The sequence below is a fragment of the Hyalangium ruber genome, assembly GCF_034259325.1.
Taxonomy (GTDB): Bacteria; Myxococcota; Myxococcia; order Myxococcales; family Myxococcaceae; genus Hyalangium_A; species Hyalangium_A rubrum.
This window is the reverse complement of the sequence record NZ_JAXIVS010000007.1, coordinates 280,180-306,188: the sequence shown is the minus strand read 5'-3', so window position 1 is coordinate 306,188 and position 26,009 is coordinate 280,180. Positions and strand designations below refer to the sequence as shown.

Genomic DNA, 26,009 nt, shown 5'->3' with positions numbered 1-26,009 from the left:
GTGATGAAGGCCCTACCCTTTAAGTAGCGCCTGCTGCCGGAAAAATGCTGTCGCGCTGACGATTCAGTGCGAGCGCCGCTCCGTTATCCGCACAGCGGAGCGTGATTGCCCCACTGCACAGGTGAGGATCGCGTCGGTACAATTCGTGACGCTCCTCGTGTGACGGAGCGCCAGATGCCTGCGCCCGTTCCACGGGGGGAAAGTCACCGCGGTCTCACCCCTGAGGGCACGCTGTATGAGAACTCTCGCATCTGCGGCATCCGTCGCATTGGGCATCCTCCTCTGGACACCATCGAGCATGGCGCAGGAATCCGCTTCCGATTTAGGGCGGACCTTCACCACGGACGCGGACTTCGCGTTGGGCACCTTCGATGGTGCCCGAGCGGGTGCGCCGCAGTCGGATCAGCTGCGCATCGCAACGGGAGCGCGACTGCCTCCATTCCTGTGGGTGGCCAACTCCAACCTGGGAACCGTCACCAAGGTGGATACGCGCACCGGCAAGCAGGTGGCGCGCTATGACTCGGTGCTGACGCAGAACTGGGATGGCTCGACGCCCTCGGTGCGGCCGCCGCGCGATGCCTGCAACTTCCCGGTGCATACGGCGGTGGACGCCAACGGCGATGTCTTCGTCGTCAACCGGGGCAACTGTTCCGGCACCTTCGCCGCCATCACCAAGTACACGGGCTCGCTGGCCCGGTGTATTGACCGCAACGGCGATGGCGTCATCACCACCTCGGTCGACGCCAACGGCGATGGCATCATCAGCACGAGCAACGCGGCCGAGTTCGCCGGCCAGTCAGATGACTGCATCCAGTGGACGAAGAACTACGCGGGGGTCGATGACCCGGGCCGCTCCCTGGTGGTGGACGCCGAGCAGAACGTCTGGGTTGCCGGCTACGGCTCCTCGAAGCTCTACAAGCTGTCTGGGGATACCGGTGCGGCTCTGAAGGTCATCGATCTGCGGGCCGAGACTGGAGTGACGACCGGCATCCTGGGGTTGGCGGTTGGACCGGGCGGCTACCTCTACACCTCGGATGGGATCTCGACGCGGTCCATCCGGAAGATCAACCCGAACGCGAGCTCGGGCAGCCACGTGGTGGACACGCTGTCGGCGCCGGTGGCCACCTTCGGCATCACCGTGGACCGCAATGGCATGGTGTGGCTGGGCGCGGACTCCGACTCCGTCTCCGGTGTGGTGCGCGCGGACTTCGTGGCGCGTACGGCCCAGGTGGTGGGCGGGGGAGGGGGCTGCGTGGGACGCACCCACGGAGTCGCCGTGGACGCCGCGGGTGACATCTGGGCGGCGTGCTGGTCCTCCGGGCGCGTGCTGCGCGTGAGCTCCAGCGGCTCCTTCCTGAACTCCTGGGTGGTGGGCACGCGGCCCGAGGGCGTGGCGGTGGCTCCGGACAACCGGATCTGGGTCGTCAACTCCAGCAGCGACTCGCTGTCGGTCATCAACCCCACCACCACGGGCTCGACCCAGACCCATCCCGCGGGAGGAGGTCTGCCCCTCACGTCCTCGGACATGACGGGCTTCCAGCACCACCACTTCACGCTGCGCCAGGGCATCTGGAGCGTGGTGCATGACAGCGGGCAGGCCCAGGCGCACTGGGGAACGGTCTCCTGGAACAGCGAGCCGCAGGGCGCCACGCCCCCGGGCTCCAGCATCCAGGTGTACGCGCGGGCCGCGGACACGCGCGAGGCCCTGTCCTCGCGCCTCTTCACCTACCCCCCGCTGGTGAACGGCCAGGCCTTTACGGGGGTCGATGGTCGCTTCCTCGAGATCAAGGTGGTCCTGCGCTCGGCGAACTTCGGCGGGGACCCGGTGCTGAGCGATCTGACGATCTCCCGGCAGAACAGCGGGCCGATGGCCCTCTGCCAGTCGCGCGACGTCTGCGCCACGCAGAACAGCTGTGCCGCGCAGATCAGCGTGGACAACGGCTCGTATGACCCGGACGGCGATCCCCTCACCCTCACCCAGTCTCCCGCGGGGCCCTATGGCATCGGCGCTCGGGACGTGGTCCTGACGGCGTCCGACGCGAACTCGAGCGCCAGCTGCACGGCGAACATCCGGGTGCGCGACTGCTCGCCGCCGGCCATCACCTGCGCGTCTCCAGTGATTGCCGAGTGTACGGGCAATGAGTCGGCCACCGTGGCGTCGGGCGAGGCGCAGGCGACGGATCAGTGCTCCGCGGTCAGCGTGAGCGGGCCTGAGACGGGCTCCTACCCGCTGGGCAGCACGGCCGTCACGTACACGGCGACGGACGCGGCGGGGAACTCGGAGACCTGCACCAGCAGCGTGCGCGTGGTGGACACGCTGCCCCCCTCCATCACCTGCCCGGCGGAGACCACCATCGAGTGCGCCAACGGCGGCGCCTTCAGCAGCGGAGTGGGCTCGGCGAGCGCGACGGATGGGTGCTCGGCGGTGGCGGTGGCCGCTCCCACGGCGGCCTGGTACCCGCTGGGCACGGCGACGCTGGCCTGGTCGGCGACGGATACCTCGGGGAATGTGGCCCAGTGCTCGGCGCCGTTGAACGTGGTGGATACGCGGGCGCCCGTCATCACGCTCCAGGGTTCGTCCAGTCAGTTGCTCGAGTGCGGCACGGGTTACACGGAGCCTGGTTACAGCGCGAACGACGCGTGCCAGGGGGACGTGAGCGACGAGGTGGTGGCCACGGGCACGGTCGATACGCAGGTGCCGGGCACCTATACCCGGCGCTACAGCGTGGCGGATGGCGCGGGCAACAGCGCCTCGGTGGTGACGCGGAACGTGGCGGTGGTGGATACCCTGGCACCCTCGGTGACGCTCAACGGCTCGGCCAGCGAGGTGCTGGAGTGCGGCGCTTCCTTCATCGATCCTGGGGTGAGCACGGATGACTCCTGCTCGGGGGCGGAGATCGGCTCGCTGGTCATCACCGGCGCGGTCGATTCCGGTCAGCTGGGGACGTACACGCTGAGCTATGCGGTGACGGACCCCTCCGGCAACCTCGCGCCGGCGCTGGAGCGCACGGTGACGTTGCGCGACACCCTGGCGCCGACCCTGGCGCTCAACGGCCTGGCCAACGAGGTGCTGGAGTGCGGCGAGGCCTACGTGCCCCAGGGCGCCCGAGCGATCGATGCTTGCGCGGGCGATCTGGCCGCCGTGGTGGTGACCACGGGCAGCGTCAACCCGGCCCAGCCCGGCGCCTACGAGCTGCGCTATACGGTGGCTGATCCGTCCGGCAACGCCGCCCCGGCGCTGCTGCGCACGGTGACGGTGCGGGACACGCAGGCGCCGGCCGTCGCGCTCAACGGTGCCGCCAGCAGCACGGTGGAGTGTGGCACGAGCTACACCGAGCAGGGCGCCACCGCGAGCGATGCCTGCATGGGCACCCAGGGTGTTCAGGTGACGATCACCGGCTCGGTCGACACGGCTCAGCTGGGGCCTCAGACGCTGAGCTACCGGGCGGTGGACTCGGCCGGCAACACCTCGGCGCCGGTGCAGCGCACGGTGACAGTGCAGGACACGCAGGGGCCGACGCTGGCCCTCAACGGTCCGGCGACCCTGAGCCTCGCCTGCGGCACGCCCTTCATCGAGCAGGGCGCGACCGCCCACGACCTGTGCCTGGGAGACATGAGCAACCGTGTCACCATCTCGGGCACGGTGGACATCCAGCACGCGGGCAACTACGTGCTCACCTACAACGCCACGGACACGGCGGGCCACGTCGCGCCGTCGGTGACGCGCACGGTGCAGGTCAGTGACAGCGAGGGGCCGACGCTCGCCCTCACGGGCGCCAACCCGATGCAGCTCGAGTGCATGCGGGACTGGTACTCCGAGCCGGGCGCCACGGCGGTGGATGCGTGCGCCGGCAACGTCTCCGGCTCCATCAACATCCAGCACGGGTACATCAACTCGGCCACCCCGGGGAGCTACCCGGTCACCTACACCGCGACGGATGGCGCCAACACGGCCACGGCGGTGCGAGACGTCCAGGTGCGGGACACGCTGCCGCCGGACCTCTACCTCAACGGTGGCTCGACCCTGGTGCTGGAGTGCCGGGTGAACACCTACTCCGAGCAGGGCGCGGTGGCGCAGGACCTGTGCGCGGGCAACCTGTCGGGGGCCGTCGCCATCACGGGCGAGGTGGATGCGAACGTGCCGGGCGCCTACCCGGTGCGCTACCGCGTGGAGGACGGCCACGGCTTCACGACGGAGAAGGTGCGGGACGTGCGGGTGGTGGACACGCGTCCGCCGACGCTCGTCCTGGCGGGCTCGGGTACGCCGACCGTGGAGTGCTCGCGCGACGCCTTCCTGGACGTGGGCGCCACGGCCACGGACGTGTGCGCGGGGGATGTCACCCACCGCATCACCGTCTCGGGCACGCAGAACATCGTCGCCCCGGGCACCTATCCCATCACCTACAGCGTCACGGATCCTTCCGGCAACGCGGCCGAGAGCGTCACGCGCAATGTCACCGTGCGAGACAGCAAGGGCCCCGTGGTGACGGTCAACGGCCAGGCCAACATGGAGCTGGAGTGCAAGGTGGACACGTACACCGAGCTGGGGGCCACGGCGTATGACGCGTGCCAGGGCGACATGACGAGCGCCATCAACATCTACGGCAGCGGCGCGAACACCTCGGCGGTGGGTACGTACAACATCCAGTACGGGGTGTGGGACGTGTCGGGCAACACCACCATGGCCCTGCGCACGGTGAAGGTGGTGGATCGCCTCAAGCCGACCCTTACCCTGGTGGGCTCGTCCATCGTGCAGCATGAGTGCGCCAGCGGCGAGTTCGTCGATCCGGGCTACTCCGCCTTCGACGTGTGCTACGGAGACCTGACGCAGTCCGTGACGAAGTCGGGCTGGGTGAACGCCTGGGTGCTGGGCTCCTATCCGATCACCTACAACGTGCAGGACAGCACGCTGCTCAAGGCCCCCACCCTCACGCGCACCGTGCAGGTGGTCGACACCCAGGGCCCCACGCTCACGTACCGCCAGGTGTCGGTGACGCCCGCGGACCAGACGATGCGCAACTTCACGCTGGCCGATTGTGTCACCGCCAATGATGTGTGTGATGGCTGGTCCAACGCCAACAACGGCACCATCCTCTCCATCTACAGCGATGAGCCGGAGGACGCCTCGGGCGATAGCGACGGCAGCACCGTGCAGGACATCGTCATCACCGGCAGGAGCTCCTTCCGCCTGCGTGCCGAGCGCCAGAGCAATGGCAACGGCCGCGTGTACGGGGTGCGCTTCGAGTTGAAGGACCTCGCGGGCAACGCGCGCCCGGGCCTGTGCCAGATCACGGTTCCCTCCGCCGCCGGACGCGGGGTGCCTGCTGACGATGGAGCGGGGGCGGGCTACACGGTGAGCGCTCCGTCTCCGACGCTGGCGAGCCGCGGAACGCCATAGCCCTCCGTGAGGGAATAACCCCCGGGAGCCAGATGGCTCCCGGGGGTTTTCTATTTCTGGAGAGAGCAAGGCTCAGTCGCAGTTGACGTCGTTGCTCACGTTGAACGGCTCACCCGCGGACACGTTCTCCTGACCGGGGCTGGCGGGGCAGACGGCGGTGAGCTGGCCATCGGAAGAGGAGATGAGCCAGGTGTCGGCGGCGTCCATCGGGTTGTTGTCGACGTCACCGGCGCCGTAGGCCAGGAAGTCCCAGGTACCTGCGTCGGCGTAGATGCCGGCGCTGGTGGCCATGCCGTTGGCGGTGGCCGAGACGTTCCAGGTAGCGCCGCCCGCCTGTATGACCGGGAAGAAGCTGGGGAAGCCCTGATACTTGAAGGTGTCCACGCCGATGCACGTGTCGGAGTCGTTCGGCACCGCATTGATGCCGGAGCGGTCCTCATAGGACGAGCAGTTGTCATCGAGGTGGTAGCTGTAGCGGTTGCCTCGCTCGGGAGAGAAGCCAGAGGCGTGGATGGTCGGAGGCGGCTTGCGCTGCTGGGTGCGCAGGCCGGTGAAGAGGCTCTTGAGGTTGGTGTTGACCTCGGACTGCCGAGCGCGTGCCTGGAAGCGGACGAAGTTTGGAATGGCAATGGCAGCCAGGATGCCGATGATGGCGACGACGATCATGAGCTCGATGAGGGTAAAACCGTGGCGTTGACGGCGGTGCGTCATGGGACTGCTCCTTGTTTGTGTCGAGGGAAGTGGTGAAGGACAGCGAGTTGATACAAGAGCAATCGGCGGGCCACGTGCGTGTGCAAGTGATTGCGGGTGTTTGGCTCGCGGCCAGTGCCTGTGATTGACGAAGCAGGGCAGTTGGCGTGACGAGCTTTGACACTGGCTTTTGAGAGCACAAAGAGAAAACCCCGAGAGCCGTATGGCTCCCGGGGTCTTGGGTGAGGGTAGGGCTTGAATCAGTCGCAGTTGACGTCGTTGCTCACGTTGAACGGCTCACCCGCGGACACGTTCTCGGCGAAGGGGGTGGCCGGGCAGGTGGCGGAGAGCTGGCCATCGGAAGAGGAGATGAGCCAGGTGTCGGAGGTGTCCATCGGATTGTTGTCGACGTCACCGGCGCCGTAGGCCAGGAAGTCCCAGGTGCCCGCGTAGCCGTAGATGCCGGCGCTGGTGGCCATGCCATTGGAGGTGGCCGAGTTGTTCCAGGTGGCGGAGGCCGGCTGGTTGACGGGGAAGGCGCTGGGGAAGCCCTGATACTTGAAGGTGTCCACGCCGATGCACGTGTCGGAGTCGTTCGACACCGTATTGATGCCGGAGCGATCCTCGAAGGACGAGCAGCCGTCATCGAGGTGGTAGCTGTAGCGGTTGCCGCGCTCGGGAGCGAAGCCAGAGGCGTGGATGGTCGGCGGCGGCATGCGCTGCTGGGTGCGCAGGCCGGTGAAGAGGCTCTTGAGGTTGGTGTTGACCTCGGACTGCCGAGCGCGTGCCTGGAAGCGGGTGAAGTTGGGAATGGCAATGGCAGCCAGGATGCCGATGATGGCGACGACGATCATGAGCTCGATGAGGGTAAAACCGTGGCGTTGACGGCGGTGCGTCATGGGACTGCTCCTTGTCTGTGTTGAGGGAAGTGGTGAAGGACGGCGAGCTGAGACAAGAGCAATCAGCGGGCCACGCACTCGAGGAAGGCCCGTGCAAGTGATTGCGAGTGTTTGGCTTGGGGCCGGTGGTGGCGATCGACGAAGCTGGGCAGTCAGCGTGCCGTGCTTTGGCACCCCCACCTGCTCCCGCACGATCCAGAGGCGCTTGCCTGCTTCAACTGCTATCAGGAGAACAGCGCGTGCCCTGCCTCGTGGATGTGTGTGATGCCGTCGGCGGATTGAGGCGCAGGAGAGCGCAAGTACGCAGGTGTAACCATCCCCCTACATGACTCCAGGGAATTCGTTCAAACCGAGAAAATATCTACTTGCCTGTCTTCAGCAAAAGGGGAAAATTGCGTGGCCGCTGAAGGTCCACTTCCAATAGGCGAGATAGGCGGAAAGGGCAGTCCGTGGGTTGCGCCCACATCGCCAACTGCGAGTGAATCCGAAGTCGGATGAAGAGAAGTTCTGGGATGACTAGCACGAGGTTCGTTCAAAAGTGTCCAAGCCGTGGGGGATGTACAGCATGAAACTCAAAGGCGTATGGGGAGCGTCGCTGGTGATGGTCGCATTGGCGGCCAGCTCCTGCGACGAGGAGCAAAGTGCGCCGCAGCCAGAGCCGACCCCGGCGAATGTGCGCACGACACGTCAGGAAGCACGCAGTGAGCGCAAGGTGCTCATCCTGGGTTCCAGTGGTGAGGGCAGCCTCGAGGCCTTCGCGGCGGAAAACAGCTCGAACGGCACGATGGCGGTAGAGATCGTCGACGCCGACGGGTGGCGCGAGAAGACGGCCGAGCAGTTCATGACGTACCGCGCCCTCATCATCGGTGACGCGGCCTGTCAGGCGGGTGAGGAGGCCTTCCAGGCCGCCATTGAGACCCGGGCCAAGTGGGGCGCCATCGTCGATGGTCCCGTCGTGATCTTCGGCACGAACCCCGCCAGCAACAACATCTCCGACATGGTGACGAGCAGCGTCAACTTCGTTACCTCGGGTGGTGTCCGCACGACGGGTATGTACATCTCGCTGGGCTGCGCCTATCAGGATGCCGCGCCCAACACGGCCGTGACGCTGCTGGAGCCGTTCGGCAGCTTCACCGTTGCGGGTGTGCCCTGCTCGGAGACCGGTCACGCCATCGCCATGGCCCCGTTCGACAACAATCCCATGATGAACGTGGGGAACTGGCTGCTGGGCGGCGACTCGGCCTGTGTGGCGAGGTCGGTGTTCACCAGCTACCCGGAGCGCAACTTCGCCATCGCCGCGCTTGCCGTGGATACGGATGGCAGCATGCCCGGCTCCTGGCCTTACTTCGATTACGATGCGGGTGAGGGGATCGCGGGCACGCCCTACATCCTCGCTCGCGGCGCCATGGCCAGGTCCCTGGGCTGCGGTAACCCGGACTACATGCCGTCGGGTGAGGAGTGCGACCTGGGTGACGGCGTCAACGGCCAGCGCGCCACCAACTTCCCGGCGAGTCGCGAGGACACCTGCTCGTGGTCGTGCAAGTACGACTGGTGCGGCGACGGCATCGTGAACGCCGGTGAGGAGTGCGACCTGGGCTTCGGCAACGGTCGTGACATCAGCGGTAACCTGGGCACCTGCACTGCGTCCTGCAAGTTCCCCAATATCCCCAATGAGTCTCATCCTCCGGTGGCCGTGTGCCGGAACGTGACGGTCGGCGCCGGGTCCGCTTGCGGCGCCTACGCGGACATCAACAACGGCTCCTACGATGAGGATGGAGACCTCGAGGATGGCAACTGCAGTCAGGACCCCATGCCCGTCTACGGCCTCGGCCAGACGGTGGTGACCCTGACGTGTACGGATAACTCGGGCCAGTCGTCTTCCTGCACCGGCACGGTGACCGTGACGGATGACCAGGCTCCGACCCTGGCGCTCTCCGGTTCTTCCAACCAGTCGCTGGAGTGCGGCTCGGCGTACTCGGATCCGGGCGCCACCGCCAACGATGCGTGCCCGGAGATGGACCTGACGGGTGCCATCGTGGTGACGGGCGCGGTGAACCCGAACACGCCTGCCTCCTATACGGTTCGCTACAACGTTCAGGATGAGGCGGGTAACAGCGCTCCCGAGGTGACGCGCACCGTCGCGGTGTCCGACACGCTCAAGCCGGTCATCACCCTGAATGGCGCGGCCAATCAGGGCCTGGAGTGCGGCACGGCGTACGCCGAGCCGGGCGCCACGGCCAATGACCAGTGCGCGGGCACCTTGACCCCGACCATCGCGGGCTCCGTGAACCACATGGCGCCCAACAGCTACATCGTTCGCTACAACGTGACGGACCCCACCGGCCACGCGGCCGATGAGAAGAGCCGCGTCGTCACGGTCTCCGACACGCTGGCTCCCGTGGTGACCATGACGGGCCCGGGCACCATTCCGGTGGAGTGCGGTGACGGCTCCTACGCCGACCCGGGCGCGACGGCCAACGATGCGTGCGCGGGCGTGCTGCCCGCCGTGGCCAACGGCACGGCGAACCCGAACCAGCCGGGCTCCACCACGATTACCTACAGCGCCACGGACCCGTCGGGTAACACCGGCGTCGCCGCTGGCAGCCGCACGGTGGTGGTGAGCGACACGCTGGCTCCGGTGCTGACGGTTCGGCCCGGTCCCTCCAACGTGGAGTGCGCCTCGGAGTACAACGACCCGGGCGCCACCGCCAACGACCAGTGCGCCGGTGACCTGACGGCCTCGATCGTGACCACGGGCGCCGTGAACGCCCAGCAGCCGGCCACCTACCAGGTTGGCTACACCGTGACGGATCCTGCCGGTCGTACGGCCTCGGCCGAGCGCGTGGTGGACGTCACCGATACGATTGCTCCCACGGTGACGATGGTGGGCCCCTCCACCCTGCCGGTGGAGTGCGGTGCGACCGACTACGCCGATCCGGGTGCGACGGCCAACGACGCGTGCGCCGGGACGCTGCCCGCGGTGCCCAGCCGCGTGGCGAACCCGGGCCAGACGGGCTCCACCACGATTACCTACAGCGCCACCGACCCGTCGGGTAACACGGGCACCTCGGCGGGCAGCCGCACGGTGGTGGTGAGCGACACGCTGGCTCCGGTGCTTTCGCTCAACGGCGCGGCGACTCAGAACCTGGAGTGCGCCACGGCGTACACGGAGCAGGGCGCCACGGCCAACGACCAGTGCGACGGTCCGCTGACGCCGGTCATCTCCGGCAGCGTGAACAACATGGCGCCTGCGCCCTACACGCTGACCTACACCGCCACGGACGACGAGGGCCATGTTGCTACGGCCAACCGCCAGGTGACCGTGCGCGACACGCTGGCTCCCGCCGTGACCATGGTGGGTGCCTCCGCCATCGCGGTGGAGTGCGGTGACGGCTCCTACGCTGACCCGGGCGCGACGGCCAACGACGCGTGCGCCGGGGCCCTGCCCGCGGTGCCTAGCCGTGTGGTGAACCCGGGAGTGCCGGGCTCTTCCACCATCACCTACAGTGCCACGGACCCGTCGGGCAACACGGGCACCGCCGCTGGCGGCCGTGTGGTGACGGTGAGCGACACGCTGGCGCCGACGCTGACGCTGCGGCCTGGTCCCTCCAACGTGGAGTGCGCCTCGCCGTACAACGATCCGGGTGCCACCGCTAACGACCTGTGCGCTGGCGACCTCACGGGCGCCATCGTGACCACCGGCGGCGTGAACACGGGCACGCCTGGCAACTACGAGCTGGGCTACAGCGTGTCGGACGGCCAGGGCCACACGGTCACGGCCACTCGCCCGGTGGGCGTCAGCGACTCGCTGCCTCCGTCCATCACGGTCAACGGCCCGACCAATGATGCCTTCGAGTGCGGCTCCACCTACGTGGATCCGGGCGCCACGGCCAATGACCTGTGCGCCGGCAACGTGACGGTGGTCGCCCAGCAGAGCGGCAACCCGAGCCAGCCGGGCTCCTTCACCATCACCTACAGCGCGACGGATCCGGCCGGCAACAGCGTCACCTCGCCGGTGGTTCGCACCGTGACGGTGGACGACAACGAGCCGCCCACGCTGGTGCTGCTGGGCAATGCGACCCAGAGCCTGGAGTGCGGCAACCCGTACGCCGATCCGGGCGCCACGGCCAACGACGTGTGCTTCGGGGATGTGACGAGCCGCATCACGGTCACCGGCACGGTGAACACGGGTGCGCCGGGCAGCTACCCGCTGACCTACAACGTGACGGATCCGTCGGGCCAGAGCGCTCCGGCGGTCAACCGCACCGTCAACGTCAGCGACACCTTGGCCCCTGTCGTCACCGTCACCGGTCCGCTCAGCCAGCAGATCGAGTGCGGCAACGGCCCGTACGCCGATCCGGGCGCGACGGCCAACGATGCGTGCGCCGGGGCGCTGCCCGCGGTGCCCAGCACCGTGGTGGATCCGAACGCGCCGCAGGACTACGTCATCCGCTACACGGCCACCGACCCGTCGGGCAACACCGGCACCTCGGCCACCGGCCGCACGGTGACGGTCGCTGACACGCTGCCTCCGACGCTGGCCCTTACCGGCCCTGCCAACCAGACGCTGGAGTGCAAGACGCCGTTCAACGATCCGGGCGCCACGGCCAACGACCTGTGCGCCGGCAACATCTCGGCTCGCATCGTTCGCACCGGCACCGTGGACCCCACCGTCATCGACGTCCCCTACACGCTGACCTACAACGTGACGGATCCGTCGGGCCGCAGCGCTCCGGCGGTCACCCGCACGGTGACGTACGACGACACGCTGGCTCCGAGCCTCACGCTTCAGGGGCCGCTGAACGACACGTATGCGTGCGGCAGCAACTACATCGACCCGGGCGCCACGGCCGAGGATGCGTGCGCCGGTAACGTGACCAACCGCATCACGGTCGCTCAGACGGGCAATCCCTCTCAGCCGGGTGTCATCACCTACACCTACAGCGTGACGGATCCGTCGGGTAACTCGTACACCTCGCCGGTCACCCGCTCGGTGACGGTGAACGACAACGAGCCGCCGGTGCTGGTGCTCAATGGCTCTGCCACCCAGGGCCTCGAGTGCGGCACTCCGTTCGTCGATCCGCTCGCCACGGCTAACGACGTGTGCTTCGGGGACGTGACGAGCCGCATCACGGTCTCGGGCACGGTGAACCACATGGTGCCGGCCCCCTACACGCTGACCTACAACGTGACGGATCAGGCGGGCCAGAGCGCTCCGGCGGTCAACCGCACCGTCAACGTCAGCGACACGCTGGCTCCCTCCATCACGGTCCTCGGCCCGCTCAACCAGCAGTTCGAGTGCGGCAATGGTCCGTATGCGGATCCGGGTGCGACGGCCAGCGACGTGTGCGCCGGTGACCTGACGGGCGCCATTGTCCGCACGGGCTCGGTGAACACGGGCGCGGGCGGCACCTACACCCTGAGCTACCGCGTGGCCGACCCGTCGGGCAACCAGACCACCGCCGCGGAGTCGCGCACGGTGACGGTGACCGACAGCTCCGCTCCGGTCATCGCGCTCAACGGCGCGGCCACCGTGGGCCTGGAGTGCGGTTCGCCCTACAACGAGCTGGGCGCCACGGCCAACGACGCGTGCGTCGGTAACCTGACGGTCCAGATCAGCGGTGTGGTGAACCCGAACCAGGGTGGCAGCTACACCATCACCTACAGCGCGTCGGACGGCGTGCAGAGCGCCCAGGTGCAGCGCACGGTGAACGTCAGCGACGAGCTGCCGCCCACCCTGTCGCTCGTCGGTCCTGCCACGCAGCTGGTCGAGTGCAACAGCGCCTACGTCGACCCTGGCGCCGAGGCCAACGACCTGTGCGAGGGCGACCTGACCGCTCGCATCGTGCGCAGCGGCACGGTGGACCCCGCGGTGCTGAACACCTACACGGTCACCTACAACGTGTCCGACGTGGGCGGGAATGCCGCCGCGCCGGTCAACCGCGCGGTGACGGTGCGTGACACGCTGGCCCCGGCCATCACGGTCAACGGCCCCGCCGACCAGGTGCATGAGTGCGGCTCGGCCTACGTCGATCCGGGCGCCTCGGCGACCGACCAGTGCGCCGGCAACGTGACGGTGGTCGCTCAGCAGAGCGGCAACCCGAGCGCTCCGGGCACTTCCTTCACCATCACCTACAGCGCGACGGATCCGTCCGGCAACAGCGTCACCTCTCCGGTGGTTCGCACGGTGACGGTGAACGACAACGCTCCGCCCACCCTGGCCCTCAACGGCCCGGCGACCCAGAACCTCGAGTGCGGTTCGCCGTACAACGACCCGGGTGCCATGGCCAACGACGCGTGCTTCGGGGACCTGACGGGCTCCATCACCGTCAGCGGCACGGTGAACACGGGCGTGCCTGGCTCCTACCCGGTGGTCTACAACGTGGTTGACCCCGCCGGTCAGGCTGCCCCGTCGCTCAGCCGTACGGTGAACGTGAGCGACACCCTGGCTCCCACCATCACGGTGCAGGGCCCGGTCAACGACACGTTCGAGTGCGGCACCAGCTACGTCGATCCGGGCGCTACGGCCAGCGACGTGTGCGCCGGCAACCTGACGCCGGTCATCGTCGCCACCCAGACGCCGGATCCGAGCCAGCCGGGTGCCATCCGCATCACCTACAGCGTGACGGATCCGTCCGGCAACCAGACGGTCTCGCCGGTGGTCCGCACGGTGCGCGTGAACGACAACACGCCGCCGACCATCACGCTCAATGGTCCGAGCAACCAGGTCATGGAGTGCGGTTCTCCGTACGAGGATCCGGGCGCCACGGCCACCGACCTGTGCACCGCGGGGCCGGTGCCGGTGACGGTGACGGGCACGGTGGACCACACCACGGCGGGCACCTACCCGCTGCGCTACACGGCGCAGGACACGGTGGGCAACATCTCGCCCACGGTGACGCGCTTCGTGACGGTGCTCGACACGCTGGGGCCCACCATCTCGCTCAACGGGCCCAACCCGACGTTCCTCGAGTGCAAAGGCAACGCGTACGAGGAGCTGGGCGGCACGGCCAACGACATCTGCTCGGGCGCGCGTCCGGTCACGGTGGTCTCCAACAACGTGAACCTGGAGGTGCCGGGCGGCTACCTGGTCAACTACCAGGCCTCCGACAGCAGCGGAAACACCACGCCGGCCTCGCGCAACGTCATCGTCCAGGACAACGAAGGTCCGACGCTGACCATGAGCGTGGAGGACGTCACCCTCGAGTGCGCCATCAGCACCTTCACCGATCCGACCGGTACGGCGACGGACCAGTGCCAGGGCAACGTCTCCTCGACCATCTTCCGCGAGTTCACGGACCTGAACATCAACGTCGAGGGTGACTACATCGCTCGCTACCAGGCGCGCGACAACGTGGGCCACCTGGCGTTCGACACCATCAACCTGCACGTGCAGGACACGACGGCGCCGACCATCATCGCCAACAACGACGGTGAGACCATCGAGTGCGGCACTCAGCCCGCGCTGGGTGTGACGGCCACGGATGCCTGCTACCCCAACGGCGTGACGATCACCGCTACCCCGTCCTCGCTGCCGAGCGTGCCGGGCCAGTACACGGTGACCTACACGGCCACGGACACGGCGGGCAACACGAGCACGGTGCCGGTGACTCGCACCATCACGGTCGAGGACACGGGGGTTCCGGAGCTGTCTCTGGAGGACCAGAACATCTACTACGAGTGCACGGGCCACGCGATTGGCAACATCTGGGAGGCGCCGGTCGCCACCGCGACCGACACCTGCGAGGGCTCCATCCCCGTGCACCAGTACAACACGGGCGACGACGACGAGGACGGCCTGCCCGGCGGCCCGGGCGGCGATCCGGATGACTTCGGTCCCGGCCCGACCACCGAGGTCGAGGGTCTCTACTATGTGCAGTACCTGGCGTGGGATGAGGCCTACAACACCGACAGCGCCATCCTCTCGGTCTACGTGACGGATACCCTCAAGCCGGTGCTCGGCCTCGTCGGTTCGGACACGGAGCAGGTCGAGTGCTTCCTGCCCACCGACAACCCGAACGATCCGGATGAGGATCCGGAAGAGGATCCGAACCCCTACGTCGATCAGGGCGCCTGGGCCGAGGACCAGTGCTACGGCGACCTGTCCGCGGCGGTGCTCCGCTTCGGCGAGGTGAACAAGCAGATCCCCGGCACGTACACCCTGCAGTACCAGGTGCGTGACGGTGCCTATAACTGGGCCGACCCGGTCAGCCGCACGGTGGAAGTCGTCGATACCTTCCAGCCCGAGGTCACGGTGAAGCCCACCATCCGGCTCACGCCCGCCGACAACACCATGCGCACGATGCAGCTGAGCGAGTGCACGTTCGCCTGGGATGTCTGCGAGGGCTACATGGACATCAACAGCCTGGGTCTCATCACGGACATCACCAGCAACCAGCCTGCGACCGACGCGGATGACATCATCATCGTCGACAACAGCAAGTTCACCCTGAAGGCGAAGACCCAGCCCGGTCAGACCCGCGTGTACACGGTGAACTTCCTGGTGGGCGATAGCTCGGGCAACACGACGTCCGCGGCGTGCACGGTGTCCGTGCCCTCCAACGGCATCGTGGCTCCCACGACGGTCAAGGGCGAGGGCACGCTGGCCAAGCGCTAGTCCTGACCGAGTGAAGTCTCAGGCGGCCGGTGCCCGGAACAGGGGCACCGGCCGCTGTCTTTTTGGGGGCTCGGCCCGAGCCGGGAACAGGGCTCCCGCCCATGGCGAAACTGAGGTAGACAGGAGCCAGGGCCTCGGCCCTGGGAAGAGCGGAACCATGCAGCGCGCGACACACCCGCGGTTGTTCCTCCTGCTCCTCGTGGCGGCGAGCTTCTGGCCCTGGCACAGGGCGGCGGCGCTGGGGTCGACCCAGCCGTGTGCCGCGCCGGTCGTGGTGCGGGACATCGCTCCCGGCGCCGACAGCTCCTTCATCTCCGAGCTGGTGGATGTGAATGGGACGCTGTTCTTCGCCGCCGACGATGGCGTGTCCGGCGTCGAGCTGTGGCGCAGCGATGGGACCGAGGCGGGGACCCAGCGCGTGGCGGACATCCGGCCGGGGGGCGCCAATGCCTCTCCCCGAGAGCTCACCGCCGTGGGCAGCACCCTGTTCTTCCTGGTGCCCTTGGGGCCCGTGGGCCTGGAGCTGTGGAAGAGCGATGGGACGGACGTGGGCACCGTGCGGCTCAAGAGCTTCCCGGACATGGTGCCGGCCTTGAACGCCGAGCTCACCGCCGTGGGCAGCACGTTGTTCTTCGTGGCGTACGAAGGGCCGAACGACGACGTCGAGCTGTGGAAGAGCGACGGCACGCCCTCGGGCACGGTGCGCGTCAAGGACATCGCCGAGGGCCTGGGGGGCTCGTACCCGACGGGCCTCACGGCGATGGGCAACCTGCTCTTCTTCTCGGCCAACGGTCGGGACAGCAGCACCGGCGACAGCGGCTATGAGCTGTGGAAGAGCGATGGGACGGATCTGGGAACCCTGCGCGTGGCGGACCTCGCTCCCGGGATCGAGTCCAGCTTTCCCGGTGAGCTGACGCCCGTGGGGCAGACGCTCTTCTTCACCGCCGTCGAGGGCAGTGCCACGGGCAACGCCAAGCTCTGGAAGAGCAACGGCACGGGGGTGACGCTCGTCAAGGACTTCACCGGCCCCAATGATCCCTCCCCGCAGGACCTCGAGGCCATGGGGAACACGCTCTTCTTCGTGCTGGAGGTTCAGGGGGTGTCTGGCAAGGAGCTGTGGAAGAGCGATGGCACGGGCGCCGGCACCGTCATCGTCAAGGACATCCAGGCGGGCAACTCGGGCTCGGATCCCCAGACGCTCACCGCCATGGGCAACACCCTGTTCTTCGTGGCCAATGACGGCGTGAGCGGGTTGGAGCTGTGGCGCAGCGACGGGACGAGGGATGGGACCCGGCTGGTGAAGGACATCGTTCCCATGGGCAACCCGCCGGACTGGTCGCTGACGCCGGGGCCGGGGATGCTCCTGATGTCGCTGGATGATCTCGTCTCCGGCAATGAGCCCTGGAGGAGCGACGGGACGCCCGAGGGCACCTTCCGGATGGCGGACCTCATGCCGGCCGGGAGCTCCAGTCCCCACGGCTTCGTGCTCTCCGGTCAGAGCCTCTTCTTCGTGGCGACGGATCCTTCCAGGGGCGAGGAGCTGTTTGTCCTGCCGTTCGGCGGGGTGGACTGCTCCACGCCCAGCCTCGCCTGTCCGGGGGACTTGGAGGTGGAGGCCGTCAGCTCCCAGGGCACGGTGGTCTCCTACCCACCCGCGACCGTGCTGGATGACGCTCTCTCGGGCCTCACGGTGAACTACTCCCTGCCTTCCGGGCATGCCTTCGGCGTGGGGGCGCAGCCGGTGAGCGTCACCGCCAGGGACCTGGGGGGGAACCGCAACATGTGTACCTTCCAGGTGCGCGTAAACGACACCACCCCTCCGCTGCTGCTGTGTCCGGAGCGGGTGCAGCAGGAGGCCACGAGCGCGGCGGGCGCGGTGGCCAACTACTTCGTGGTGGCGAGCGACGCCGTCTCGAGCACGGTGGCGCTGGAGTACAGCCAGGCCCCCGGGACCACGTTCCCGATCCAGACGACGCTCGTCGAGGTCGTCGCGCGCGATGCGGCGTTGAAGGAGTCCCGCTGTACCTTCCCGGTCGAGATTCGGGACACGACAGCGCCGCGGCTCACCTGCCCGCCGGATGTGGCGCGGGTGGTCACGAGCGCGGAGGAGCTGGTCGTCACCTATGAGCCCCAGGTGGAGGAGGCCGTCTCCCCGCCGCAGGTGAGCGCCAGCCATCCTTCCGGGAGCACCTTCCCGGTGGGGGACACGCTCGTCACCCTCTCCTCGGAGGATGTGGCGGGCAACAGCTCCCAATGCACCTTCCGCGTCAACCTCATCGACAGGGTGGATCCGTCCATCACCTGTCCAGGCCCGCAGTACGCCAAGGCCTCGACGGAGGAGGGGGCGGTGGTGAGCTTCTCCGGGGTGAGCGCGACGGACAACCTCACGGAGCCCGAGGTGAGCTACAGCCCTGCCTTCGGCAGCACCTTGCCTCTGGGAGAGACGGTGGTGACCGCCACCGCGAGTGACGCGGGCGGGAAGACGGCGAGCTGTACCTTCACGGTGACGGTGGAGCTGAGCCCCGAGGCGCCCAAGAGCGGCTGCCAATCCGGGCCCGGAGGAGCGGCGAGCCTGGCGTGGGTGGTGCTCATGCTGCTTCCCGTGTGGGCTCGCCGACGCGCTCGGTAGTCTGTCTCTTCTTCGCCCTGCCGGAGGAGTTGGAGAGGCTGTCGAAGAGCCACATGCCTCCCAACATGGAGAGGACGAAGAGGGCCACCATTCCGCCTCCCGTGACGAGAGAGGTCAGGGCCGGGCCCGGACAGTAGCCGGAGAGTCCCCAGCCCATGCCGAACAGCGAGGCCCCGAGGAGGAGCCGCCCGTCCACCCGTGTCTTCGACAACTCGGGGAAGGCAGGGGCCAGCACCGGAGCGCTCCGGCGGCGGATGAGCCAGGAGAAGGGAGCATGGACCGCGAGCGCGCCGCCCATCACGAAGGCAAGGGTGGGATCCCAGGCGCCCGTGAAGTCCAGGAAGCCTTGGACTCGGGCTGGATCCGTCATGCCTCCCATACCCAGGCCGAGCGAGAAGAGGAGCCCTGCCACCGCCGCCGTGACCCACGTGCTCATGGCGCACCGCCGAGGACATGGCGGACGAGGAAGACGGTGATGGCGCCGGTGGCCATGAAGGTGAGGGTGGCCACGAGGGAGCGTGGGGCGCCCCGGGAGATACCGCACACGCCATGCCCGCTGGTGCAGCCGTTGGCCAGCCGCGTGCCGAATCCCACCAGGAGCCCGGAGGCCACCACCCAGGCCGCTCCGGACACGATGGGCGCCCCCAGCACATGAGGCCAGAAGGCCCGGAGCAGCAGCCCTCCTCCCAGCAGTCCGCACAGGAAGGCGAGCCGCCAGGCCCACTCGCTCCGGTTGGGAGTGGAGAGGAGTCCTCCCGCGATTCCGCTGATGCCGGCGATGCGGCCGTTGAAGAGCAGAAGGAGCGAGGCGCTCAGGCCAATGAGCGCGCCCCCGATGAGGGCGGTGATGAAGGGGTGCATGGGGAAGGTCATCATGGAGAAGGCTGCTCGCGTACCCAGCGTCTCCTCAAGAGGGGAGCGCTGACCAGGATAAGCGCTCCGGCGGAGAGGCCACCCGCCAGGGCAGCCCTCCCGGAGGTGACATGGACGAGCGTAGCGAGCTCGCGGGTGAGGATGAAGACACCGAGCGCCGCGATGAAGAGCGCAAAGCCGGTGCGCAGCCCTTCGGGGGAGAGGCCACGACCCAGCCGGGCTCCCACGAGCGAGCCGGCGATGGCGGTCCCCGACATGCCCCCGGCCAGCACCCAGTCCACGGGCGCGCCGGACTGGGTGGCGCTGAAGAGCCCCGAGGCCGAGTTGAGCGTGATGACGAGGAGCGAGGTGGCCACTGCTCGCGGCATGGAGAGTCCGCCAAAGAGCACCAGGGCGGGCACCACCATGAAGCCTCCGCCCGCGCCGACCAGGCCGGTCAGGAGGCCCACGCCGAAGCCGTTGCGGAGCACCACGAACAAGCGCTGCCGCGCGGACCCCATGGGAAGGGAGACCGGAGCCGGGTGGTAGCGCAACAGGGCGATGGCCGTGGCGAGCACCATGCCCGCGAAGGCGACGAGCAGCAGCGCCGGGGGAACGAACTTCCCGACGCGACCGCCGACCGCCGCTCCCACCATTCCCGCCGCGCCGAAGAGGAGGCCCACCCGCCATTCCAAACGACCCGCCCGCGCATGCGAGAGCATGCCCGTCGCGCTCGTCACCCCGACGACCACCAGGGAGGTGGCGATGGCGCTCCGTGGCTCCATGCCGAGCACGTACACGAGGATGGGCACCGTCAGGATGGAGCCGCCGCCGCCGAGCAGCCCCAGCGAGAGCCCCGCCACCAGCATGAGGGCGGCACCGAGCAGCAGCGTCGTCATGGCACCCACGCCTGCTGTTCCTGGAGGAGCGCCACCAGATCCCTCAGATGCCGCATGTGCGTGTCGATGGCATGGGCCTCCAGCCTGTCCGCGTGGGCCCGCGCTCGCAGTCGTTCTAGGGCGCCGAGGAATTCCTGACGGTTCGGGTGGGAGGCTGAGGTGTGGTCCGTGAACAGCGACTCATACGGGGGAGGCGAGGGGTAGAGTTCTCGCAGCGCGGCACACAAGGCCTCCCGAATCTGTCCAGGGCTCGTGTGCATGGGCTGGGACGGCCCCTCTACCGTGAAGCCCGCTTCGCGCACCGCGAGCATTCCACCCTCCAGGTTGTAGAGCGTGGTGAAGCCGCTGGTCGTCAGCAGTTGCGCTGCTTTCAAGGAGCGCGCTCCCGATCGGCAGATGAGGAGGAGTGGTGAGGTGCGCGCCCAGGACTCGGCGGCCGCTGGGAGGCTGGCGAGGGGAATCAACTCGGTGCGCGGGAGGCGGCCGAGGAGCCCCGCGAACTCAGAGGGCTCGCGCACGTCGATGCGACGCACGGAAGCTGGCAGATCCTCCAGGCCAGCGGGAGCCACGGAGAGGATGCGTTCCGAATGCATGAAGATCAGACCTGGGGAAGCGCCGGGCCGAGGCCACAGGAGCGGTTGGCGGGGACCGCGATGTCGAGCTTCTTCGGGGGCGGCAGGTGGAGCTCGTCCATGAGCTGGATGAAGGCGGCGCGGTCCTTGCCGGCCAGGCGCGGGTTGAACCGCTTCTCCTCGCCGATCGTTGTCACCGTGCGGCCCTTGTAGTCGTGGGCGGGGTACACCAGCGTCTCATCCGCCAGCGTGAAGAGGGTGCGGGTGATGGAGTCGTAGAGCTGCCCGGCGTCGCCGTTCTGGAAGTCGGTGCGGCCAGTGCCGCGCACCATGAGCGCGTCCCCCGTGAAGACACGGTCTCCCAGCAGGTAGCTCACGCTGTCGTCCGTATGGCCTGGCGTGGAGAGCACCTGGAAGGAGAGCTCGCCCACCTTCACCCTCTCGCCGTGCCGAACGTGCCGGTCCGCGCAGGAGGCTCCGCCCTGGCTCGCGACCACCTGGCAGCCCGTGTGCTCGCGCAGCTGCCCCGAGGCTGTCACGTGGTCCGCGTGGACGTGCGTCTCCAGCACGTGCGTCAGCGTCAGACCCAGCTCCTTCACCAACGTGAGATCCCGTTCGAGCTGCTCCAGCACGGGGTCGATGAGGGCGGCTTGCCGGGTCGTCGGATCAGCGACCAGATACGTGTACGTCGAGGACTCGGGATCGAAAAGCTGACGAAAGAGCACGGCGTCATCCCTCCGGCCGAACTCTCATTGCGAGCCGCGTGCCAGCAGGAATCCCCCTCGTGCCAAGCCGACCTCACCCGAGCGGGCCAGCTCCAAGCGTTGCGGAAGTGTTTCATGCAACGTTTCAGCGCGCCTTGGCCCCTTGCCCTTCGCGAAGTCGCCGCCACAGGGTGACGCGGCTGATGCCCAGCAGGGAGGCGGCGCGTACACGGTTGCCCTGGGTCTGCTCGAGTGCCCGGTGGATGTCCTCCAGGTGGAGGTCCCGAGGCTGTACGGCGGTGGGAGCAGGGCTGGCGAGGGAGCGACGTAGACGCGCGGGGCGTGCCTGCTCGTTGAACTCGGGCGGCAGCTCGGCCTCCGTGAGCGTGGGCCCTTCGCTCATGACGTGGGCGTACTCCATGACGTTGCGCAGCTCTCGCACGTTGCCGGGCCAGGCATACTCCTGGAGCTGGCGCCGAGCCTGGGCGGAGATGCGCAGGACGGGATGGCTCCCGCGGGCGTTGAGCTCGGCGAGGAAGCGCTCGGCCAGCGGGAGGATGTCGCCCGGGCGCTCGCGCAAGGCCGGCAGGAAGATGGGGACCACGCGCAGCCGGTACATGAGGTCCGCGCGGAAGCGGCCTTGCTCCACCTCCTGGCGCAGGGCGCGGTGGGTGGCGGCCACGATGCGCACGTCCACCGAGATGGGCTCGCGCCCGCCCACGGGGATGATGGTGCGAGTCTCCAGCACGCGCAGCAGCTTGGCCTGCAGCTCCGGAGACAGCTCCGCCACCTCGTCCAGGAAGAGCGTGCCTCCCTGGGCCAGGCGGAAGTGACCCGGGCTGTCGCGTACGGCCCCCGTGAAGGCACCGCGCACATGACCGAACAGCTCGCTCTCCAGAAGGCTGGGGGAGAGCGCCGCGCAGTTGATGGCCCGGAAGGGGCCTCGGGCTCGGGACGAGAGGGCGTGCAGGGCGGTGGCGACCCGCTCCTTGCCGGTGCCGCTCTCGCCTCGGACCAGGACATTGGCCTCCGTCCGCGCGGCCTTCTCGATGATGCGGAAGAGCCGCCGCATCCGCAGGTCCTGTGTCCACAGGCCGTGGAAGAGTTCCTCGCGGCTGTTGGGGTCCACGTGGCAGGGGGACAGGTGAACGGCCCAGCCCGTGCTCCGACCTTCTTCCGCCAAGGGCGTGGCGCGCACCCGGAGCGCCCGTGTCCTCGGGCTGGCCGTGGGGCCCGCCAGCGAGACCACCGCCTCGCGTGGCGAGCGCAGCGCCGCCTGAAGTTCATTCTCCGCCGTCTTGGCGAAGCCCTCATGGAGTCGCTGCCCAGGGCTCAGGCGGTTCTCGGTCAGGGCCTGTGCCTCGGTTCCCAGCGCGAGCACCCGGGCTTGCGCATCGAGCAGCACGGTGGGACCGGCGAACAGCTCCAGGGCCCTCAGCGAGTGCCTCAGCACTTCTTCAGGCAGGAGCCTGGCACCGCTCTTCATGGATGTTCTCTCCTGACCCAGGCAGCCGGGCGTTTCAGCAACGTTTCGTGAAGCGTTTCAGGAGAGAGCGCCCAGGCGCAAGGTTTGCGCGCCCAGGCGAGGACCGACGCGGGACCTCCCTGGCACGGTCCCTGCTCTACGGGGAGAGACCCAACCCAAACGTTCCAGTGAGGGAGACTCCATGAGCACTGTTCCGACAACCCAGGCTCCTGCTTCACCGATCGCCCTGGTACCCGCGCGTGAGCATTTCCGCGTCGTGCTCATTGGCGGAGGCACGGCGGGCATCTCCGTGGCGGCGCGGCTGCGGCGCCGGGGCGTGAAGGACATGGCCATCATCGAGCCCTCCCGCCAGCACTACTACCAGCCGATGTGGACGCTGGTGGGGGCGGGCGTGGCGCGCGCGGAGGACACCGTGCGGGACGAGGCGCGCCTCATCCCCCGGGACGTGCGGTGGATCCAGGATCGGGCGGTGGAGGTGGACCCCGTCGCCCGCGAGGTGCGCACCGCCGAGGGCCTGCGCGTGGGCTACGACTATCTGGTCGTGGCGCCGGGCATCCAGCTCGACTGGGACAAGGTGCGGGGGCTGCGCGAGGCGCTGAAGACGCCCTCCGTGTCCAGCAACTACGACTTCGCGCTGGCGCCGAAGACGTGGGATCTGATCCGTGGCTTCCAGGGGGGCACCGCGCTCTTCACGCACCCAGCCACGCCGGTGAAGTGCGCCGGGGCTCCGCAGAAGATCATGTACCTGGCGGCCGACCACTGGCGGCGCACCGGGAAGCTCTCTCGGGCGAAGGTCATCTTCGGCTCGGCCGGCAAGGCCATCTTCGGCGTCAAGCCGTTCGCCGAGGTGCTCCAGGGCGTGGTGGCGCGCTACGGCATCGACACGCGTTTCCAGCACAACCTGGTGGAGGTACGGGGCGACAAGCGCGAAGCCGTCTTCGAGGTGACGCGCGGGGAGGGCGGCCAGGAGCAGGTGGTCATCCCCTACGAGCTGCTGCACGTCACGCCGCCGCAGAGCGCGCCGGACTTCATCCAGCGCGGTCCCCTGGCGCACCAACAAGGCCCGAGCAAGGGCTGGGTGAAGGCGGACAAGTACACGCTCCGGCACCCGGACTACCCGGAGGTGTTCGCGCTGGGAGACGCCTCGGACCTGCCCACCTCGCGCACGGGCGCCGCCATCCGCAAGCAGGCGCCCGTGCTGGTGGAGAACCTGCTGGCGGTGATGGCGGGCCGCGAGCCCGTGGCGCGTTATGACGGCTATGCCTCGTGCCCGCTCACCACGGGCTACGGCCGGCTGTTGCTGGCCGAGTTCGACTACGACGGGAAGCCCACTCCGAGCTTCCCGCTCATCAACACCCTCCAGGAGCGGCACGACATGTGGCTGATGAAGCGCTACGGCCTGCCGAGGCTCTACTGGGGGTTCATGCTGCGCGGGCTCGCCTGAGCGGGCCCTAGAAGAGGTTCTCGATGGAGAGGTAGCGCTCGCCCGTGTCGTAGCAGAAGGTGAGCACCCGGCTGCCATCCGGAATCTCGGCGAGCTTCCGGTTTACCGCCGCCAGCGCCGCGCCCGACGAGATGCCGACGAAGATGCCCTCCTCGCGCGCCGAGCGGCGAGCGAAGTCGAACGCCTCCTCCTCGGGGATCTGGATCGCTCCGTCGATGGCGCTGGTGCGCAGGTTCTTGGGGATGAAGCCCGCGCCGATGCCCTGGATGGGGTGCGGCCCGGGCTGCCCGCCGCTGATGACGGGCGACTTGACCGGCTCCACCGCGAACACCTTCAGCTTCGGCCACGTCTTCTTCAGCTCCTCGCCGCACGCGGTGATGTGGCCGCCGGTGCCCACGCCCGTAATCAGGTAGTCGAGCCCTTCGGGGAAGTCCTGGAGGATCTCCTTCACCGTGGTGCGCTTGTGGACCTCGATGTTGGCCTCGTTCTCGAACTGCTGAGGCATCCACGCGTTGGGCGTCTGCGTCACCATCTCCTGGGCGCGGGCGATGGCGCCCTTCATGCCCTGTGCGCGCGGGGTGAGCTCGAAGGTGGCCCCGTAGGCGGCCATCAGCCGGCGCCGCTCCTGGCTCATGGACTCGGGCATCACCAGGATGAGCTTGTAGCCCTTCACCGCCGCCACCATGGCCAGGCCGATGCCCGTGTTGCCGCTGGTCGGCTCGATGATGACGCTGTCCTTCTTGAGGATGCCGCGCTGCTCGGCGTCCTCGATCATCGACAGGGCGATGCGGTCCTTGATGCTGCCACCCGGGTTGGCCCGCTCCAGCTTCATGTACACCTCGACGCGCGAGGGAAAGAGCCGGTTGATACGGACGTGCGGGGTGTTGCCAATGGTCTGCAGGATGTTGGCGGCCTTCATTCGGGTGAGCCTCGGGGGTTGAGGGACTTCGCGGTTCAGATGTGAAACTCGAGCTCGCCGAGTTCCTCGGCGGCGCTGGAGGTGCGGTGGCGCACCTCGGTACGACGGCTGACGACGGACTGGGGCGGCACGCTCTGGGTGAGCCAGGCGTTGCCGGCGATGATGCTGCCGCGGCCCACCACGGTGCCGCCGCCGAGGATGGTGGCGTTGGCGTACACCACCACGTCATCCTCCAACGTGGGGTGGCGCTTCTTGTCCGACAGGCTCTTCTCCACCACGAGCGCGCCCAGCGTCACGCCCTGGTAGAGCTTCACGCCGTCGCCGATGACCGTCGTCTCGCCGATCACCACGCCGGTGCCGTGGTCGATGACGAAGCGCCGGCCGATGGTGGCGCCCGGGTGGATGTCCACGCCGGTGCGCTGGTGGGCGAACTCGGTGAGCAGCCGGGGCAGCAGCGGCATGCCCAGCGCGTGCAGCGCGTGCGCCACGCGGAAGATGGCGATGGCGTAGAAGCCCGGATAGGTGAGCAGCACCTCGTCCACGCTGCGGGCGGCCGGATCCGCCTCGTAGATGGCCTGGGCGTCCTGCCGCAGGAAGTCATAGATGTCCGGCAGCTCCTCCATGAAGCGCTGGGGGATGGTGGCGTCCGTGCCCGGGTAGAGGGGCCCCAGCAGGGCCAGCAGCCGGACGAGGTTGGCCTCCACCGCCATCACGTCGCGCCGCACGGCGGCCGCGCCGCACTCCACCCGCTCGGCGAAGTGGGGAAAGAGCAGCCCCAGCACGTGCTGCACGAACTCCGGCGCGGCGGTGCGGATCTCCGAGGGGAAGCACTGGCGCTCGCGGCTCTCCAGCAGGACCGAGAACAGCCTGTCGTAAGGGGCATCCATGGGGAGCGCGACG

At 68.3% G+C, this 26,009-nt stretch carries 14 protein-coding genes; 4 read left to right on the top strand and 10 right to left on the bottom strand.

What is annotated here, in order from left to right:
• The first annotated feature begins 298 nt into the window (after positions 1-298).
• A complete protein-coding gene (locus SYV04_RS21905; RefSeq protein WP_321547803.1) occupies positions 299-5,398 on the top strand; it encodes an immunoglobulin-like domain-containing protein in 5,100 nt (1,699 codons plus the stop codon).
• Positions 5,399-5,470: 72 nt separating this feature from the next.
• Here the strand turns inward: SYV04_RS21905 and SYV04_RS21900 are convergent, their stop codons facing one another.
• Together SYV04_RS21900 and SYV04_RS21895 are read right to left on the bottom strand one after the other, a co-directional pair.
• Positions 5,471-6,109: a prepilin-type N-terminal cleavage/methylation domain-containing protein gene (locus SYV04_RS21900; protein ID WP_321547802.1), complete on the bottom strand. Its 639-nt coding sequence runs from the start codon at positions 6,107-6,109 to the stop codon at positions 5,471-5,473.
• Between the two features lie 239 nt (positions 6,110-6,348).
• Positions 6,349-6,987: a prepilin-type N-terminal cleavage/methylation domain-containing protein gene (locus tag SYV04_RS21895; RefSeq protein WP_321547801.1), complete on the bottom strand. Its 639-nt coding sequence runs from the start codon at positions 6,985-6,987 to the stop codon at positions 6,349-6,351.
• A gap of 565 nt (positions 6,988-7,552) precedes the next feature.
• On the opposite strand from SYV04_RS21895, the gene SYV04_RS21890 reads away from it, so the two are divergent.
• Positions 7,553-15,604 (top strand): immunoglobulin-like domain-containing protein, encoded by an 8,052-nt coding sequence (locus tag SYV04_RS21890; RefSeq protein WP_321547800.1) that lies wholly within the window; start codon positions 7,553-7,555, stop codon positions 15,602-15,604.
• Between the two features lie 157 nt (positions 15,605-15,761).
• Positions 15,762-18,233, top strand: a complete 2,472-nt coding sequence (locus SYV04_RS21885) for an ELWxxDGT repeat protein (RefSeq protein ID WP_321547799.1) — start codon at positions 15,762-15,764, stop codon at positions 18,231-18,233.
• Here SYV04_RS21885 and SYV04_RS21880 read toward each other — a convergent pair.
• The 6 genes from SYV04_RS21880 to SYV04_RS21855 all read right to left on the bottom strand — a co-directional run bounded on the left by SYV04_RS21880 (position 18,193) and on the right by SYV04_RS21855 (position 22,746).
• Entirely contained in the window at positions 18,193-18,669 is a 477-nt protein-coding gene (locus SYV04_RS21880) for a DUF6691 family protein (protein WP_321547798.1), read from the bottom strand. The two genes, SYV04_RS21885 and SYV04_RS21880, sit on opposite strands and share 41 nt — an antisense overlap.
• The gene (locus SYV04_RS21875; RefSeq protein WP_321547797.1) at positions 18,666-19,109 is read right to left on the bottom strand and encodes a YeeE/YedE family protein; all 444 of its coding nucleotides are present in this window, start codon (positions 19,107-19,109) and stop codon (positions 18,666-18,668) included. The genes SYV04_RS21880 and SYV04_RS21875 overlap by 4 nt, the downstream gene beginning before the upstream one ends.
• Entirely contained in the window at positions 19,106-19,984 is an 879-nt protein-coding gene (locus SYV04_RS21870) for a sulfite exporter TauE/SafE family protein (protein WP_321547796.1), read from the bottom strand. Before SYV04_RS21870 ends, SYV04_RS21875 begins: the two co-directional genes overlap by 4 nt.
• Complete coding sequence (locus tag SYV04_RS21865) at positions 19,981-20,577, bottom strand: rhodanese-like domain-containing protein (RefSeq protein ID WP_321547795.1); 597 nt, start codon at positions 20,575-20,577, stop codon at positions 19,981-19,983. Before SYV04_RS21865 ends, SYV04_RS21870 begins: the two co-directional genes overlap by 4 nt.
• 5 nt (positions 20,578-20,582) lie before the next feature.
• Positions 20,583-21,281, bottom strand: coding sequence for an MBL fold metallo-hydrolase (locus tag SYV04_RS21860; protein ID WP_321547794.1), 699 nt, complete (start codon positions 21,279-21,281; stop codon positions 20,583-20,585).
• A gap of 124 nt (positions 21,282-21,405) precedes the next feature.
• A complete protein-coding gene (locus SYV04_RS21855; RefSeq protein WP_321547793.1) occupies positions 21,406-22,746 on the bottom strand; it encodes a sigma-54 interaction domain-containing protein in 1,341 nt (446 codons plus the stop codon).
• A gap of 181 nt (positions 22,747-22,927) precedes the next feature.
• Here SYV04_RS21855 and SYV04_RS21850 point away from each other — a divergent pair, with 181 nt between their 5' ends.
• A complete protein-coding gene (locus SYV04_RS21850; protein ID WP_321547792.1) occupies positions 22,928-24,190 on the top strand; it encodes an NAD(P)/FAD-dependent oxidoreductase in 1,263 nt (420 codons plus the stop codon).
• A gap of 7 nt (positions 24,191-24,197) precedes the next feature.
• On the opposite strand, the gene cysK is transcribed toward SYV04_RS21850, so the two are convergent.
• Complete coding sequence (gene cysK, locus SYV04_RS21845) at positions 24,198-25,109, bottom strand: cysteine synthase A (protein ID WP_321547791.1); 912 nt, start codon at positions 25,107-25,109, stop codon at positions 24,198-24,200.
• Positions 25,110-25,144: 35 nt separating this feature from the next.
• Entirely contained in the window at positions 25,145-25,996 is an 852-nt protein-coding gene (epsC, locus tag SYV04_RS21840; RefSeq protein WP_321547790.1) for a serine O-acetyltransferase EpsC, read from the bottom strand.
• Positions 25,997-26,009 lie beyond the last annotated feature (13 nt).

Coding starts and splice junctions, on each gene's coding strand:
- SYV04_RS21905 (WP_321547803.1), top strand. CDS start 299: ATGGCGCAGGAATCCGCTTCCGATTTAGGGCGGACCTTCACCACGGAC.
- SYV04_RS21900 (WP_321547802.1), bottom strand. CDS start 6,109: ATGACGCACCGCCGTCAACGCCACGGTTTTACCCTCATCGAGCTCATG.
- SYV04_RS21895 (WP_321547801.1), bottom strand. CDS start 6,987: ATGACGCACCGCCGTCAACGCCACGGTTTTACCCTCATCGAGCTCATG.
- SYV04_RS21890 (WP_321547800.1), top strand. CDS start 7,553: ATGAAACTCAAAGGCGTATGGGGAGCGTCGCTGGTGATGGTCGCATTG.
- SYV04_RS21885 (WP_321547799.1), top strand. CDS start 15,762: ATGCAGCGCGCGACACACCCGCGGTTGTTCCTCCTGCTCCTCGTGGCG.
- SYV04_RS21880 (WP_321547798.1), bottom strand. CDS start 18,669: ATGAGCACGTGGGTCACGGCGGCGGTGGCAGGGCTCCTCTTCTCGCTC.
- SYV04_RS21875 (WP_321547797.1), bottom strand. CDS start 19,109: ATGATGACCTTCCCCATGCACCCCTTCATCACCGCCCTCATCGGGGGC.
- SYV04_RS21870 (WP_321547796.1), bottom strand. CDS start 19,984: ATGACGACGCTGCTGCTCGGTGCCGCCCTCATGCTGGTGGCGGGGCTC.
- SYV04_RS21865 (WP_321547795.1), bottom strand. CDS start 20,577: ATGCATTCGGAACGCATCCTCTCCGTGGCTCCCGCTGGCCTGGAGGAT.
- SYV04_RS21855 (WP_321547793.1), bottom strand. CDS start 22,746: ATGAAGAGCGGTGCCAGGCTCCTGCCTGAAGAAGTGCTGAGGCACTCG.
- SYV04_RS21850 (WP_321547792.1), top strand. CDS start 22,928: ATGAGCACTGTTCCGACAACCCAGGCTCCTGCTTCACCGATCGCCCTG.
- cysK (WP_321547791.1), bottom strand. CDS start 25,109: ATGAAGGCCGCCAACATCCTGCAGACCATTGGCAACACCCCGCACGTC.
- epsC (WP_321547790.1), bottom strand. CDS start 25,996: ATGGATGCCCCTTACGACAGGCTGTTCTCGGTCCTGCTGGAGAGCCGC.